Here is a 14075-nt window from a genome sequence, read left to right as displayed (position 1 = left end):
TGGTTAACGCACCTGGGCCTTGTCAAATAGTGGGTTTTCGATGAAACCCAATACGTTACCAAATGGATCAGCCAGACTGGCAACACGGATACCATCACCAACGTCGGTCACTGGTGCAACGATATGTGCGCCTAATGTCCGGACTCGTTCCACTTCAGACTCAATATCAAGGGTCCCCCAATAGACCACCTGACCATCACGACTTGGTTGTCCGTCCGGCACCAGACCCAATTCAAAACCGCCGATACTAAATCCGACATAAAATGGCTGGTCAAAATATGGCGTGGTCTGAAAAACCTGCTGATACCAGGCAGATGCTGCGTTTAGATCTGCAACGGGGTAAATCACTGTACGTAGTCCGAGCATCAATATCCTGCCTATTTATTCTCTGTGCTGTGGTTTCTTACGAATATAGACGGTACGGTTCACTTCACAAACCACTTCACCGGCTTTGTCTTTCACCAGCACCAGAAACTGTGGGAAGTACTTCTGTCCATCGTCCGTTGCCGCTTTGATTTCGTTGATGGTCGCGTCATGTAACCAAAACTCGGCAATTAAAGTGCCGCGTCCAGGCCGGATAAAATCAATATCGGCTTTTTTATCCCATACCATGTAGGTCTTACCCATTGCGCCCATCAGCAATAACGGGTAAATCGGATCCGTCATTGCGAACATGCTCCCACCAAACTGGGTTCCATTTATATTGCGCCGCCACGGTCTGTCGCTCAATTCGACTTTGGCATAACGATAGTCAGTTGCCAGGACCGCGACTTTGATGCCGTTAAACCAGAATGGCGGCCAAAAATTTAACAAATGCCGCATCACACCGGGTTTGAACGCCCATTTCATAAATTGTATTTCCTAACTGGTCTGTCCTGTGATTATGCCGCTTTTTTTTCTGTCTGACCAGCGATGCGGCAACCGAGCCATTTTTCGCTTTTCCTCAAACGAATAATAGCCTTATAATCAACTAACCCTTATTTTCTAAGTGATGCCCACATGCCTGATCATAACAGCGAGCTGCGTAAAGCAGGTTTAAAAGTCACGCTGCCCCGCGTAAAGATTCTGGAGATCCTGCAGGATCCCGCTCATCAACACATCAGCGCGGAAGACGTGTATAAAATCCTGCTGGAGATCGGTGAAGACATCGGTCTGGCCACTGTCTATCGTGTATTGAATCAGTTTGATGACGCCGGTATTGTTACACGCCATCATTTTGAAGGTGGAAAATCGGTGTTTGAATTGAGCCGCATTGATCATCACGATCACCTGGTCTGCCTCAATTGCGGTAAAGTCATTGAATTTGAAGATGATGAGATCGAACGTAAACAGCTCGAGATCTCTGAGAAAAATGGCATTAAGTTGACGCACCACAGTCTGTATTTGTACGGAGAGTGTGTTGATAAAGCCGGCTGTGAGCAGTACAAAACTTCTCAGCATAAATAGATAGATTATCAAATCTAAAAAGGCCGCTAACTCGCGGCCTTTTTTGTTCTGTTAATGTTCGCGACTTTTTCAGCGGTCAGTGTTAAGCAGCACGCATTGTTGCTGACGACATGCCGGCAGCGGTGCTATTAATTGCTGGCAAGTACTGCGTTGACCTAACCGTTGTTGTTGCTCCTGACGAATGCGGGTGTAGCGGTCGTTGGTAATTGTCAGCATTTTTTGGTCAGTCTGTTGACTGGAAAACAGCAAAAACTGTTCAGGCCCACCGCACGGGCGAGAACCAATACCAAGCACCTGACATTGCTGATCAGTGGTACAGCTTTTATCTAGTGTCAGTTTTTGCATACGCTGGTATAGCTGGCGGCCATCCACTTGCATCTGTGCAAGCGGTCCATCGAGTTCAGTCAGTAGATTTTGGTTTGATGGTGGTGTCTGACTGCAGGCTGACAATACCATCGCAGGCAACAACAAGAGAACGCGTAACATAGACATCGGAACTTCCCTGGACTCAGGCGAGTCGCGTTGAATGTTAATTCTGTGTAAGGCGAACAGATTAACAAGCTCCACGCGACAGTCAAGCAATGCAAGTGTTTCAGATGTACAAAAATTGTCAGCAGACATGAATTGCAGCGCTAAGGCGCTGCGGTTCATGCGGTTGATTTAGCTTCAGAATAACAGGTGAGCCATACCGGCGATGACCGGTAAAGTGATCAGTGTGCGCAGAATGAATAAGACAAACAAATCCACCAAAGTCACGGGTATCTTGCTGCCGAGTAGCAAGGCGCCGACTTCAGACATGTAAATAAGTTGAGTGACTGATAATGCTGCAATGACAAAGCGGGTGAGCTCACTGGGTACTTCGCTAACAAGAATAGAAGGCACAAACATATCGGCAAAACCTACCATCACCGATTTCGCCGCTTGGTCCGGATACGGTATTTGCAACAGCTCTAACAAGGGCACAAATGGCGCGCCAAGGATACTAAACACAGATGTATGCTCGGCAATGACAAGCGCCAGTGTGCCGACGGCCATAATGACCGGTAGAACGCCGAACAGCATATCCAGCACCGCCTCAATACCTTCTCGTAGTGTCGCGCGAAATCCACTGGCCTGACTAGCACGATGCAGTCCGTGCGCGACCGCCCGGCTAAACACTGATGTTTGGCTAAACTGCCCCCCTTCAGCACGCATATGATCAATCCCATCAATATATGTGTCGGGCTTACCGCGCAGTGGCGGCAAATATGGCAGGACAATCGCTGCGACCAGACCAGCCGTACAAATGGTGGCATAAAATGGCAGGAACATGTGTTCAAGCCGGACCTGGCCCAGTACCACGATACAGAAAGTGACCGATACAGCTGAGAATGTGGTGCCGATCACAGCTGCTTCCCTTGCCGTATAAAAACCAGCTTCATATTGTTTACTGGTTAATAAGATCCCGACACTGCCATCACCAATCCAGGAGGCGATGCAATCAACCGCCGAGCGGCCTGGTAAACGAAAAATAGGCCGCATGATTTTGGTCATTAAAGTTCCGATGAATTCCAGCAGACCAAAGTTCAGCAGCAACGGCAGCAGTAAGCCAGCAAATACAAAGACACAAAATAATACTGGCAGCAGGTCGTTTAACACTAACGCGCCTGTCGCCGGGCTGGTGATAAATGCCGGCCCCTGGCCGGACAGCACTAACAGTAAAAAGACTGCACCCAGTACGCGAACTACAACCCAGCCCCAACCCGGGCTAAACAATTTACCGGCAAAACTACTGGATGGGACCTGGACTGGTTTTGCCAGCTTAACAAGCAAAGTCAGCACTGCAGACACTGTAACGATAAATGCCAGTAAATATGGCATCCAGCTACCCAGCGTCATTTTGAGTTGATTTGCCATCACTGCGACCGGAATTGTCAGGCCTTTTTCGGCAGGGATCGGCGTCATAAAGAGAAATACACCGAGTAACGATGGCAACAGCAGAATGAGCCAGTTGCGTAAGGTAGAGTAGTTTTCAGATGAGGGCATGATGAAACATCGGTGTTGACCAGTTACAAGCGGCACAGCCTAATCAAAACGACTGTTGCTGTCACGCGGCTTTGGTTAGTTCGCCGAAAAATCGGCCATTGCTCAGCATAAAGCCGGAGCGAGGGCCATTTAATTCAGTTCAATAAACGTCAAACCAATTTGGTACAAATCTTCTGATTCCTGCGTGCATCGCACCACTTTCGCATGCGCGTCGAGCGGGACAACAGAGCTGTTATTTGATTCGAGTCGCAGATGGATCATCGTGCCCATTTCCAGAGGCTCGTCAATTTCAACAGCCATGCCTGTGGCACTTAAATCCCGGCAGATACCACTCAGCATCCTGCCTGATTCCGGATCATTGATCATCATCTGGACTTCGGTATTTACCATCATTCGAAAATAATTACGTTTATCGTTTCTGCTCAGCATGGGTTGTCTCGTCTAAGGCCGACCGCATTTGTTATAAAGCTTTCTGTCAGTACTGTAAAGCGCCGCCATCAGCACCAACCTGTCAGTTGCTCAATCTGCGATAAAATTTTCTCTGCAGTAAATGGCTTCGGAATATAACCCAATGCACCAGCAGCAGAGGCCGCACGCGCATCTGCCGGTGAATCAAGTCCAGACAACATGATCACCGGGATGTCCGCAGTGAGCGGATTGTGCTTAAGCAATGTACACAAGTCGATGCCAGTTAATCCTGGCATCAAAATATCGAGCAAAATTAAATCGGGTTTATCATCATGGATCAACATCAATGCAGCCTGGCCCTGAGCAGCATAACTCAGCTGGTACTGTGACACTGGCAGCGCCAAACGAAGCAACGCAAGGTTAAACGGCTCGTCATCCACCAGCAGTACTTTCTTTGCCTCAACTTTGTACTCAGCACCTGTCATGGCCATATCCTTATTGTTGCTGCCTGAAAGGTTGTAGCTGAAAATTCTGCCAGCTACAAGCTTGCAGCTACTTAAGCTCCTGAACCGCCAGTAAAATACGCTTCGATGATATTGGATATGGCGTCCCGAGCTGTTGTGCAAACAATGACACTTTAAGCTCTTCAAGCATCCAGCGAATGTCTCGTACCGGCTCTGGTAAAGGCTTACCGGCGAACTTGCCTAGTAATTGCTGATAGGCGTCAGCTGCTTTCTCATATTCATGCATCTGCAGTCGGTCGCGTTGCGGATCGACCGGTAATTTCTCCAGCCGCTTTTGCAGTGCCAACAAGTATCGCTTGATGTCGTCAAGCCGTGTTGCGCCAAATTCGCTGACAAAGCCTTTAAACACCAATGCATCAAGCTGTTGTTTAATGTCGGCGTTTGCATAGGCGAGAGCCAGATCCATCCGACCTCGCAGTTTTTTACTGATTTCATGACCCACTGTCAGTATTTGCTCTACTTGCATCGCCACGGCGAGCACGGTATCACCGAGTTCGGCGCGCACCGCGTCCCGTAACTGCAGATATTCCTGCTGGTTGTGTGGCCAGGAATGTTGGTTGACCAAATGGTCAATGCCGGCGGCGATACAATCGTCAATCAGCTCAAGTACCTTGCCAAACGGGTTAAAATAGAGCCCTAACTTGGCTTTATTCGGCAGGTTTTCCTGTAAATATTTCACTGGTGACGGCAGATTCAACAACATCAGACGGCGTAGTCCGAGCCGAGATTGCGTTGCGGCCTGCTCCGGGCTATCCAGTAGCTGGATCGCGACACTGTGTTTTTGATCAACTAGTGCCGGAAAGGCTTTAATTTCATAGCCAGCCTGCAGCCGGACGTATTCACGGGGTAGCTCACCGAAGCTCCAGTCAGTCAGCTGTTGTTGTTCAATACCCTGCTCTGCAACCAAACTCAGCGTTTCCTGTACCTGTCCCTGTAGTTGTTGTTTTAATAACGCCAGTGAACGATGTTGAGCAATCACCGCACCTTTGTCATCCGTCACTTTAAAATTCATTTTTAAGTGCACAGGTAACTCACTGAGTTCCCAGGCATCGTCTGCAATGGTTATACCACTCATCCGTTTTAAACGCTGTGTGACAGACGCGAGCAAAGGTCCGTCTTCTGGGCTTACCGACTGCATCAGGGCATCAGCATAATTGGGGGCCGGCACAAAATTACGTCGGTACATCTTCGGCAAACACTTGATTAACGCGACCAGTAATTCATGGCGCAAACCAGGGATCAACCAGTCAAACCCAAGCTCTTGTACCTGATTTAGCAAGGCAAGTGGAATACACAGACTAACGCCATCATCGGGCGCGCCCGGTGAAAAATGATATTCAAGCGGCAAACGCAGATTGCCCTGCGACCAGAACTCCGGATAACTGTCGTCAGTAATATGGTCGGCGTCATGGCGTTTGAGCATATCCGGATCAAAGTTCAGAAACTTTGCATCTTGTTGCTTTTGCGTTTTCCACCAGTGCTGAAACTCAATACGATTGTTGGCGTGAACTGGTACTTTTTCTGCGTAAAACGCAACTAACGTTTCTTCGTCGACCAAAATATCGCGCCGACGCGATTTGTCCTCGAGATCAGTCACTTCGTCAATGAGTCGGGCATTGTGCGCTAAAAATGGCTCATTCAGCCCCAGCTCCTGATTGACCAAGGCTTCACGAACAAAAATTTTGTGGCACAGCTCTGGTTCGATTTTGCTGTATTGCACCGCACGTTTACCGACGATGATCAGACCATAAAGCGTCACTTGTTCAAACGCTATCACGGCGCCGCGTTTTTTCTCCCAATGCGGCTCACTGTAGCTGCGGCTAACCAGATGTTGCGCCAGCGGTTCGACCCATTCAGGTTCAATCTTCGCGACAGTTCTGGCATAGAGTTTACTGGTTTCAACTAATTCTGCGGTCATTACCCACTTTGGCTTGCGCTTAAATAAATGGCTGCCGGGGAAAACAAAAAACCGGCTTTGCCGCGCGCCGATGTAATCCGCTTCACTGTCTTTGCTACCAATTTGGCCCAACAACCCGGTCAGGATGGCGGTATGAATGCTCTGATAGTCTGCCGCAGTGCTGTTACTTTTCAACGCCAGTTCTTCACAGACTTGCGACAGCTGCGCATATAGATCCTGCCATTCGCGGACACGTAAATAGTTCAGCAGCTCCTGTTTACACAACCGGCGGAATTGATTGTTGGTCTGGCTGTCCTGCTGTTCCTGCAAATAACGCCATAGCTTTAACCAGCTGGCAAAATCTGAATCAGGGTCAGCAAAACGACCATGTAATTCATCAGCTTTTTGTTTTTTATCCAGTGGCCGCTCGCGTGGATCCTGAATCGACAGCGCGGCAGTGATCACCAGCAATTCATCCAGACAGTTGCGCTCTGCCCCGGCTAACACCATCCGCGCCAATCTCGGATCTATTGGCAATCGGCTCAGTTGTTTACCAAGCGGTGTTAGTTGCAGGCCTTGCTTGCGTTCAGCTTTCAGCGCGCCGAGTTCATCAAGTAAGCGCACGCCGTCATTGATAAAACGACTGTCCGGTTTTTGCAGAAACGGGAAATGTTGAATATCGCCGAGGCCTAACGCCAACATCTGCATGATGACTGACGCGAGATTGGTGCGCAGGATCTCCGGATCGGTAAATTCGTCCCGGTTGTTGAAATCCTCTTCGCTGTACAGGCGGATACAAATACCGGCAGCGACGCGACCACAGCGGCCTTTCCGTTGATTCGCGCTGGCCTGGCTAATGGCTTCAATGGGCAATTGCTGAACTTTCGAGCGATAGCTATAGCGGGAGATCCTTGCTGTACCCGGATCAATGACGTAGCGGATCCCCGGTACGGTTAACGAGGTTTCTGCCACGTTGGTCGACAACACGATACGCCGGCCCGCATGGCTTTGGAAAATGCGGTTTTGCTCGGCAGCGCTCAACCGGGCATAAAGCGGCAATACTTCTGTATGTGGCAGTTTTAGTTTTTCCAGCGCATCCGCGGTATCACGGATCTCGCGTTCGCCATTAAGGAAAATCAGAATATCGCCCGGCGGCTCCCGATAGAGTTCGTCGACGGCGTCAAAAATAGCCTGTAACTGATCGGCGTCTTTGTCATCCATCTCAGTCGCCGGCCGGTAGCGCACTTCGACCGGGTAAGTCCGACCTGATACTTCCAGTACCGGCGCATTGGCAAAATGGCGGGAGAAACGCTGTGGATCAATGGTCGCGGAGGTGATTATCAACTTCAAATCCGGCCGTTTTGGCAACAACTGCTTAAAGTAGCCGAGCAGAAAATCGATGTTCAGACTACGTTCGTGTGCTTCATCGATGATGATGGTGTCGTATTGATTGAGGAATTTATCCTGCTGAATTTCCGCCAGTAAAATACCGTCGGTCATCAGCTTCACCAATGTATTGCTGCCCGTGTGATCACCAAAGCGTACTTTGTAGCCAACTTGTTGGCCAAGCGGCACTGCAAGTTCGTCCGCCAGACGTTGGCCGACACTGCGTGCGGCGAGGCGTCTTGGCTGCGTATGGCCTATCAAGCCTGCTACACCGCGTCCAAGTTCCAAACAAATTTTTGGAATTTGTGTGGTTTTACCAGAACCAGTCTCGCCGGCAATAATCACGACCTGATGCTTGGCAATGGCAGCTTTAATATCTTCTTTACGGCCACTGACCGGTAACTCGGCCGGATAACTGACTGCAGGCATCGCCTGTGCTCTGCTCTGGCGCGCCTGTTGAGATGACATGATGTCCGCTTGTAATTGCGTATGACGTTTCAGATCTGAAGTCTTCGCCAACTCACGGCACATCCGCCGCAAACGGAATTGGTCTTTGAGCAGACAAAATGCCACCGCATCCATCAAGGCACTGACAGGTAATAGTTCGACAACCGGCGATAACTCAGACAAAACACAGCCCCCGCAAAAATAAGGCAGCTATGCTAGCACAAACAGACAAAAGCCGGCAGCGCCGGCTCAGGTATCAATGGCTAAACACATCAGCGAATTAGCTGACTTTGCGATAATGAGAGTGTAATTCCTGATCGATAGCACGCAGCACGTCGGTACGGCTGATCACGCCCTGTAAAACACCGTTATCATCGACCACCGGATAAATTTTGGGTTTTAATCCGAGCATTAACTGCGCCAGTTCGATAATACCGCTATCCATATGCACAGTGAGCACATCTTTACGCATTAACTCACGGACATAAGCCAAACCCTCGTCGTGATAAGAGCTCAGTAACATGCGCGCCAGGCAATCCTGTTCAGACAAAAAACCAACAACTTTGTGTGCTGTATCGACCACGGGCCCGCCGAGTTGTGCTACATCGGTCAGACGGTCGACGGCAGCTTCGAGCGTCATATCCTGATTAAACGTCACCGGATGGCGGTTCATGTGATCAGACACTTTTAATAAGTTCATGCATCCCCTCCAAATCAAACTTCGGTTGATACAAAGGGTTTTTTATCACCCTTCTGCCCAAGCTTAGTGCAAATTCAGCAGGATGCTCTGATACAGATCAATCTTTGAAAATCGCAATCTCAGCGTCTTTTCCTTGTTCTCGTTTGGCGCGGTACATGCCTTCAGTGTTTAAGTGCCAACTTAACGCGCCCTTCTGATCGACAACAATAACGCCGCCAAGTCCGCCAACTTCTTTGAGTTCCTGCATCACTTCATCTGCGGCAACTGCGGCTTTTTTACCCTGATAACGTACCCGTGCACAAATATCACCGGCAACCTGATACCGGATAAAAAATTCGCCGTGGCCGGTGGCAGATACCGCGCAGCTATGATTATCAGCAAAAGTACCAGCGCCAATCAGCGGCGCATCTCCAACCCGGCCAAAACGTTTAGCGGTCATGCCACCAGTTGATGTTGCTGCAGATAACAGTCCATTCTTATCAATTGCTACAGCGCCGACGGTGCCAACATTCCATTCGAGCGGAAACAGCGGGCTTAGTCGTAGATTGGCCTGATGCGGTGTTTTAGTCAGAGCTTTGAGCGCTTTTTGCAGCGCTTGATACCGAAATTCAGTATCGAAATAACTATTGTCGACAAGCTCCAGCTGCTGCACTTTGGCGAACTGTTCTGCTCCTGCGCCAGTCAACAACACGTGTTCTGAGTGCTCCATGACGGCGCGGGCAAGCTTGATGGGATTTTTCACTGTTTTGACCCCAGCGACAGCACCTGCGGCTCTGTTGTCGCCGCGCATAATAGCTGCGTCAAGTTCGTGCGTGCCGTCATAGGTATAGACAGCCCCTTTACCGGCATTAAACAACGGTGAATCTTCTAATATCACGACTGCGGCGCTGACAGCATCCAGACTGCTGCCGCCCTGCGCTAACACCTCATAACCCTGATCAACCGCGTGTTTTAACGTAGATTCATAGGCTTTTTGCTGTGCTGGCGTCATGCTGTCACGTGAAATGGTACCGGCGCCACCGTGGATCACAATACCAACAGGTGCCGAAGCCGCCTGCGCCTGTGATAACCACAATAGGTTGGCGGCGATAAAGGCTAAAGTTTTATGTTTCATGTATATGTTTCTCCACTTTAAATGTTCGTTACCATACGCCTGCCTGAGGAGGCTGTGACCAGGGCTTGGGACCAAATCACTGAAGGTTGCGCCAGATCAAGAGTTTATAACCAGCCTTATCCTAAACTGGCTGCAGCTTATTAGTTGCACAAGGAATATGAAATGAGCCTGGAAAAACATGATTTAGTACACGAATTTCCTGAATATCGGGAAAAAATTCATCAACTGAAAACGACAGATCATCACTTCGCCCGCTTGTTTGCCGAATATCATGATGTAGACCACGAAGTGTACCGGTTGGAACAAGGTGCTGAAACTGCGTCAGGAGAATATCTTGAATTGCGCAAAAAGGTCCGTCTCCAGCTAAAAGACCAGTTATTCAGAAGCCTGCAACAGGCCTGAATATGAGAACAGCAGCCAAAAGGCTGCTGTTACTTTTTACAGTTCCCGGCAAGCTGATATCCTGCCGCAATCGCTTTTGCTTCAGTGGCAAATGGCTGCTGGTTGTCAGGCTTTATTTGTGAATAGCCGCTGCAATGTGGCAAGTGATATTTCTTACTTTTTTTATTGCCAACCACCGCTGGTGAAAGCGATGACTGCCCAGCAGAGTTGACCTGGAGTGTGTCTGCGACGGGTTCCGGCTCCGACAACTCTGGCTGGGCTGACAAATATCCCAGATACCAGCGTTTTTCACCGGTTACAAAGTCATTTGAATGTCCCATCTGTTGCGCAGTTCGCCGCATTAACGTTAATTCGCGATCATCTACCGGATCTTCAGTGTGCCAGCGTAAAAACAGTTTTTGCTCAGCTTTGCTTAATGTGAGTTGATAGCGGTCGGCCATGTAAAAATAGATCCGGGCAATATCGCCGCGCACTTCGAACCGGGGTTCTGCCAGTTGGCGACTAAAGTCTATCCGGACCGGACAGGCACCATGCTGTGGCTTTACATCGGGCAGTTCGGCAAACCTGAAATGAGCGCGGTCGCCATTAACCTCCCCCAGTGCCGGACGCAGATTAAACAAGTTGGCTTCAATTTGGCGGAATTTCGCGTCCGTATCGCCACAATGCTCGCGCCCACCTTTTTTCCAACAGGCCCGCCCAGCGCCAAACTGTTGCGCCGGTACAACGTGTTCCCACTCAACGCGCAGAGCACGCGGACCGTTCTTACGGACCTGATAGCCACAAGACTTCAGATCAATCCGACCTTTGCCACTAATCCATTGGATCGGACAATCACAATAAAAGTCAGTGTGTTCATCGGCAAAAATTCGTGCCGCAATGCGTTTTGCTGAGTCAAAATCAGCCGGTGCCGCATGCACCGATCCCACAGCAACACAGGTAAAAACTAACATAAAAATAATTCGGAACAACACAAACAACCTCTTCACTTCTGTTTGCAAGCCAACAGCACGCCATGGCGCGCAGCATAACAGAAAGTTACGCCTTTTTTAGCCAGAGCCTTTGACTTATACTGCGGCGATTTTTGTAGTCGCATATTAAGTGCGAAGGAAGCTGGATTGAGCGCTGAAACGTTTTATTTTTACGATCTGGAAACCTGGGGAGCTGATCCAAAAAAGGACCGGATTTCCCAATTCGCGGGGCTTCGCACTAATCTGGACCTTGAGCCTGTTGGTGAGCCACAAATGGCTTATTGCCAGCTGGCGCCGGACTATTTGCCTTCTCCGACCGCCACGCTGATCACCGGGATCGTTCCGCAAAAATGTCAGAGAGAGGGATTGCCGGAAGTTGAATTTATCCGGCGATTACACGAACAACTAGCGACGGCTGGCAGTTGTGTCATCGGCTACAACAACATTCGCTTTGACGATGAAATGGTGCGGCACACTCTGTTTCGTAACTTCATCGACCCATATAGCAGGGAGTGGCAGCACGGCAATAGTCGCTGGGATCTCATTGATGTGGTTCGTGCATGCTTTGCTTTGCGACCTGATGGTATTCAATGGCCATTAAAAGAAGATGGCAGCCCGAGTTTTCGTCTGGAAGATCTAACAAAAGCCAATGGCATCAGCCACCAAAATGCGCATGACGCCAGCAGTGATGTCTATGCCACAGTAGCACTCGCTGCCTTAATCAAACGGGCGCAACCTAGATTATTCAATTACTTATGGCAGCACCGGCAAAAACAGCAGCTGACCGCATTAATTGATGTCGCGGGTCACACTCCACTGGTCCATGTTTCATCTAAGTTTCCGGCGCTACAAGGTTGTTGTAGTTGGATAGTGCCGTTGGCATTTCACCCAACCAACAAAAACGCAGTGATTTGCTTTAATCTACAACAGGATCCGACGCTTCTGTTTAGCCTCAGTGCAGATGAAGCCCGGCGTCGACTTTATGCGAAGACCAGCGAGCTGTCGTTTGACGAAGTCCGGCCTGCATTAAAACTGGTGCACCTGAACAAATGCCCGGTATTGGCACCGGCAAAAACACTATCGGCAGAACGGGCCGAAGAACTTGGCATAGACCGAGCACAATGTCTGCAGCATCTTGAGCAATTGCGTCAACAGCGGGAAATAATCCTTCGTTTGGTTCTCGATATTTATCAGGCAGAGTCAGCAGCTGAACCTAGCCAATGTCCGGACTATAGCCTCTATCAGGGGTTCATCTCTGATCAAGACCGCCGGTTGCTGCCGCAAATCCATCAGTCATCACCACAACAGCTGGCGGTTGCACCGCCGGTATTTCAGGATGACAGGCTCAATCATCTGTTGTTTCGCTTTCGTGCCCGCAACTACCCTCATTCGCTGAATCATACAGAATTGGCGCTGTGGCAGCGCTTCTGTAAAGACCGTCTGCAGTTTGGCGCTGAACAACCTGCCCGCACCCTGGATGATTTCATGCTGGAACTGGAGCAATGCGCAGAGCAAAAACAAGATGATCCGACAGCAGTAGCACTACTGAAACAATTATTCAGTTATATAAACAGCATGTGACTACAAGGTCAGCGTCGCAAACAATAGTAGCGAGGCAAAATATTGCCGTGTAGAATACATCTCATAACAGATGTAAAAACATTAGTGTCAAATTGCTTTACAATGGTTGTTGTTAACCGCACGCAGTTAAGATAAAATCGTTTAAAAACAGTGATATATATTTGTGGCAGGCTTTTTGCTTAATGCAATGTAATCGGACTATGAGGTACCAAGATGAATCAGCAAAATGAAGCGCAACAAGGTCAAATGGAACAGCAGCCTGAGCGTAACGCGCACAAAGCGTTCTCCCGCCGCAAATTTTTATTACAAGCCAGTGCAGTCAGCGTGCCAGTGGTGCTGTCACTTAAAAGTGGTAAAGCTTGGGGTTGTGTCGAACTGAATTGTACTCCAGGCGAGACCAGTCTCAGTAATTCAGGGTCAGCCGTTGCGTCAGCAACATCTGAGAAAAACCCGAATGCATACGAGCGCCCGCAGTGGTCAAGCATGTCTCAAATTATCTCTGCATTCAATGTTGATTTCGACGATTGGTTATTGTCGACTTTTAAAGCGGTTTTATGTACTTATGAGACAAAAAGACAATCCGGCAGAACTTATTACCGCTATACACAACTGACTTGTGATATGTACAGCTTTAACACCTGGTGGAATCAGGTTAAAAAAGGTTCTAGTGCTTTAATCGTCACAAACGCGCCAACTTCAAAACTCGCCAGCAACAGGCAGTGGGTTACTTCAGCTCCCGTTACTTATAATAAAAACAATTCTCGGATGCCGGCTAACTGCAACAGTGTGTTGGTAAAAGGTAATACTGATGCGTCAAAATTGTGCCCAGGCATGACTGGTCAGGTTGGTGCCATCCTGAAAGGTGGTGATACTCCTGAGAAGTATGCAATCGCCGCCATTATTGGGTCCATCTGGGAACGTCATCCTGAATATACTGCACGTTACGGTTCAGACAAATGCTTCCCGGAACCTCAGGCATTAATTGATGCGTACTGGAATGCAAAAGCAGAAGGCCGGTTAAAAGACCTGCATAGTTTGTTCAAACTGTATATGTCTCCACTCTGATTTTGAAATCGGTACCCAACTACTTAGAAGCACTGCTTGGATTCGTCCCTGAATCCGACAGTGCTTTAGTTGTTTTAGATTGTCTGGACAATTCGGATAAAATCATTTTTAA

The 14075-nt window shown here is 48.9% G+C and carries 14 protein-coding genes; 4 read left to right on the top strand and 10 right to left on the bottom strand.

Annotated elements, in window-relative coordinates:
- Nucleotides 1-3 precede the first annotated feature (3 nt).
- Nucleotides 4-366, bottom strand: coding sequence for a VOC family protein (locus ACFFJP_RS09195; protein ID WP_377242679.1), 363 nt, complete (start codon nucleotides 364-366; stop codon nucleotides 4-6).
- Between the two features lie 15 nt (nucleotides 367-381).
- A complete protein-coding gene (locus ACFFJP_RS09190; protein ID WP_377242677.1) occupies nucleotides 382-849 on the bottom strand; it encodes a DUF4442 domain-containing protein in 468 nt (155 codons plus the stop codon).
- Between the two features lie 150 nt (nucleotides 850-999).
- On the opposite strand from ACFFJP_RS09190, the gene fur reads away from it, so the two are divergent.
- Nucleotides 1000-1446 (top strand): ferric iron uptake transcriptional regulator, encoded by a 447-nt coding sequence (gene fur / locus ACFFJP_RS09185; protein ID WP_377242675.1) that lies wholly within the window; start codon nucleotides 1000-1002, stop codon nucleotides 1444-1446.
- Between the two features lie 69 nt (nucleotides 1447-1515).
- Here fur and ACFFJP_RS09180 read toward each other — a convergent pair whose 3' ends face one another.
- From ACFFJP_RS09180 to ACFFJP_RS09150, 7 genes are all read right to left on the bottom strand, one after another.
- Nucleotides 1516-1938: a hypothetical protein gene (locus ACFFJP_RS09180; RefSeq protein WP_377242673.1), complete on the bottom strand. Its 423-nt coding sequence runs from the start codon at nucleotides 1936-1938 to the stop codon at nucleotides 1516-1518.
- Between the two features lie 174 nt (nucleotides 1939-2112).
- Nucleotides 2113-3471, bottom strand: a complete 1359-nt coding sequence (locus ACFFJP_RS09175) for a YjiH family protein (RefSeq protein WP_377242671.1) — start codon at nucleotides 3469-3471, stop codon at nucleotides 2113-2115.
- A 129-nt stretch (nucleotides 3472-3600) separates the two neighbouring features.
- Nucleotides 3601-3900, bottom strand: a complete 300-nt coding sequence (locus ACFFJP_RS09170) for a PilZ domain-containing protein (protein WP_377242668.1) — start codon at nucleotides 3898-3900, stop codon at nucleotides 3601-3603.
- 68 nt (nucleotides 3901-3968) lie between these two features.
- Entirely contained in the window at nucleotides 3969-4364 is a 396-nt protein-coding gene (locus ACFFJP_RS09165) for a response regulator (RefSeq protein ID WP_377242666.1), read from the bottom strand.
- A 67-nt stretch (nucleotides 4365-4431) separates the two neighbouring features.
- The gene (hrpA, locus tag ACFFJP_RS09160) at nucleotides 4432-8316 is read right to left on the bottom strand and encodes an ATP-dependent RNA helicase HrpA (RefSeq protein ID WP_446686820.1); all 3885 of its coding nucleotides are present in this window, start codon (nucleotides 8314-8316) and stop codon (nucleotides 4432-4434) included.
- A gap of 97 nt (nucleotides 8317-8413) precedes the next feature.
- Entirely contained in the window at nucleotides 8414-8833 is a 420-nt protein-coding gene (locus ACFFJP_RS09155; protein WP_377242664.1) for a CBS domain-containing protein, read from the bottom strand.
- 97 nt (nucleotides 8834-8930) lie between these two features.
- Nucleotides 8931-9947, bottom strand: coding sequence for an isoaspartyl peptidase/L-asparaginase family protein (locus tag ACFFJP_RS09150; protein WP_377242662.1), 1017 nt, complete (start codon nucleotides 9945-9947; stop codon nucleotides 8931-8933).
- A 162-nt stretch (nucleotides 9948-10109) separates the two neighbouring features.
- On the opposite strand from ACFFJP_RS09150, the gene ACFFJP_RS09145 reads away from it, so the two are divergent.
- On the top strand, nucleotides 10110-10349 hold the full coding sequence (locus ACFFJP_RS09145; protein WP_377242660.1) for an HP1242/YdcH family protein: 240 nt from the start codon (nucleotides 10110-10112) through the stop codon (nucleotides 10347-10349).
- Nucleotides 10350-10378: 29 nt separating this feature from the next.
- Here ACFFJP_RS09145 and ACFFJP_RS09140 read toward each other — a convergent pair whose 3' ends face one another.
- Nucleotides 10379-11299 (bottom strand): endonuclease, encoded by a 921-nt coding sequence (locus tag ACFFJP_RS09140; RefSeq protein ID WP_377242658.1) that lies wholly within the window; start codon nucleotides 11297-11299, stop codon nucleotides 10379-10381.
- 165 nt (nucleotides 11300-11464) lie between these two features.
- On the opposite strand from ACFFJP_RS09140, the gene sbcB reads away from it, so the two are divergent.
- Together sbcB and ACFFJP_RS09130 are read left to right on the top strand one after the other, a co-directional pair.
- On the top strand, nucleotides 11465-12898 hold the full coding sequence (gene sbcB / locus ACFFJP_RS09135) for an exodeoxyribonuclease I (RefSeq protein ID WP_377242656.1): 1434 nt from the start codon (nucleotides 11465-11467) through the stop codon (nucleotides 12896-12898).
- A 213-nt stretch (nucleotides 12899-13111) separates the two neighbouring features.
- Complete coding sequence (locus tag ACFFJP_RS09130; RefSeq protein ID WP_377242654.1) at nucleotides 13112-13963, top strand: hypothetical protein; 852 nt, start codon at nucleotides 13112-13114, stop codon at nucleotides 13961-13963.
- Nucleotides 13964-14075 lie beyond the last annotated feature (112 nt).

This window comes from Rheinheimera tilapiae, assembly GCF_042432165.1.
In the GTDB taxonomy this organism is placed as follows: domain Bacteria; phylum Pseudomonadota; class Gammaproteobacteria; order Enterobacterales; family Alteromonadaceae; genus Pararheinheimera; species Pararheinheimera tilapiae.
This window is presented reverse-complemented; position numbering and strand designations above follow the sequence as displayed.

Coding starts and splice junctions, on each gene's coding strand:
- ACFFJP_RS09140 (WP_377242658.1), bottom strand. CDS start 11,299: ATGTTAGTTTTTACCTGTGTTGCTGTGGGATCGGTGCATGCGGCACCG.
- ACFFJP_RS09145 (WP_377242660.1), top strand. CDS start 10,110: ATGAGCCTGGAAAAACATGATTTAGTACACGAATTTCCTGAATATCGG.
- ACFFJP_RS09170 (WP_377242668.1), bottom strand. CDS start 3,900: ATGCTGAGCAGAAACGATAAACGTAATTATTTTCGAATGATGGTAAAT.
- ACFFJP_RS09190 (WP_377242677.1), bottom strand. CDS start 849: ATGAAATGGGCGTTCAAACCCGGTGTGATGCGGCATTTGTTAAATTTT.
- ACFFJP_RS09165 (WP_377242666.1), bottom strand. CDS start 4,364: ATGACAGGTGCTGAGTACAAAGTTGAGGCAAAGAAAGTACTGCTGGTG.
- fur (WP_377242675.1), top strand. CDS start 1,000: ATGCCTGATCATAACAGCGAGCTGCGTAAAGCAGGTTTAAAAGTCACG.
- ACFFJP_RS09150 (WP_377242662.1), bottom strand. CDS start 9,947: ATGAAACATAAAACTTTAGCCTTTATCGCCGCCAACCTATTGTGGTTA.
- ACFFJP_RS09175 (WP_377242671.1), bottom strand. CDS start 3,471: ATGCCCTCATCTGAAAACTACTCTACCTTACGCAACTGGCTCATTCTG.
- ACFFJP_RS09195 (WP_377242679.1), bottom strand. CDS start 366: ATGCTCGGACTACGTACAGTGATTTACCCCGTTGCAGATCTAAACGCA.
- ACFFJP_RS09180 (WP_377242673.1), bottom strand. CDS start 1,938: ATGTCTATGTTACGCGTTCTCTTGTTGTTGCCTGCGATGGTATTGTCA.
- ACFFJP_RS09155 (WP_377242664.1), bottom strand. CDS start 8,833: ATGAACTTATTAAAAGTGTCTGATCACATGAACCGCCATCCGGTGACG.
- ACFFJP_RS09130 (WP_377242654.1), top strand. CDS start 13,112: ATGAATCAGCAAAATGAAGCGCAACAAGGTCAAATGGAACAGCAGCCT.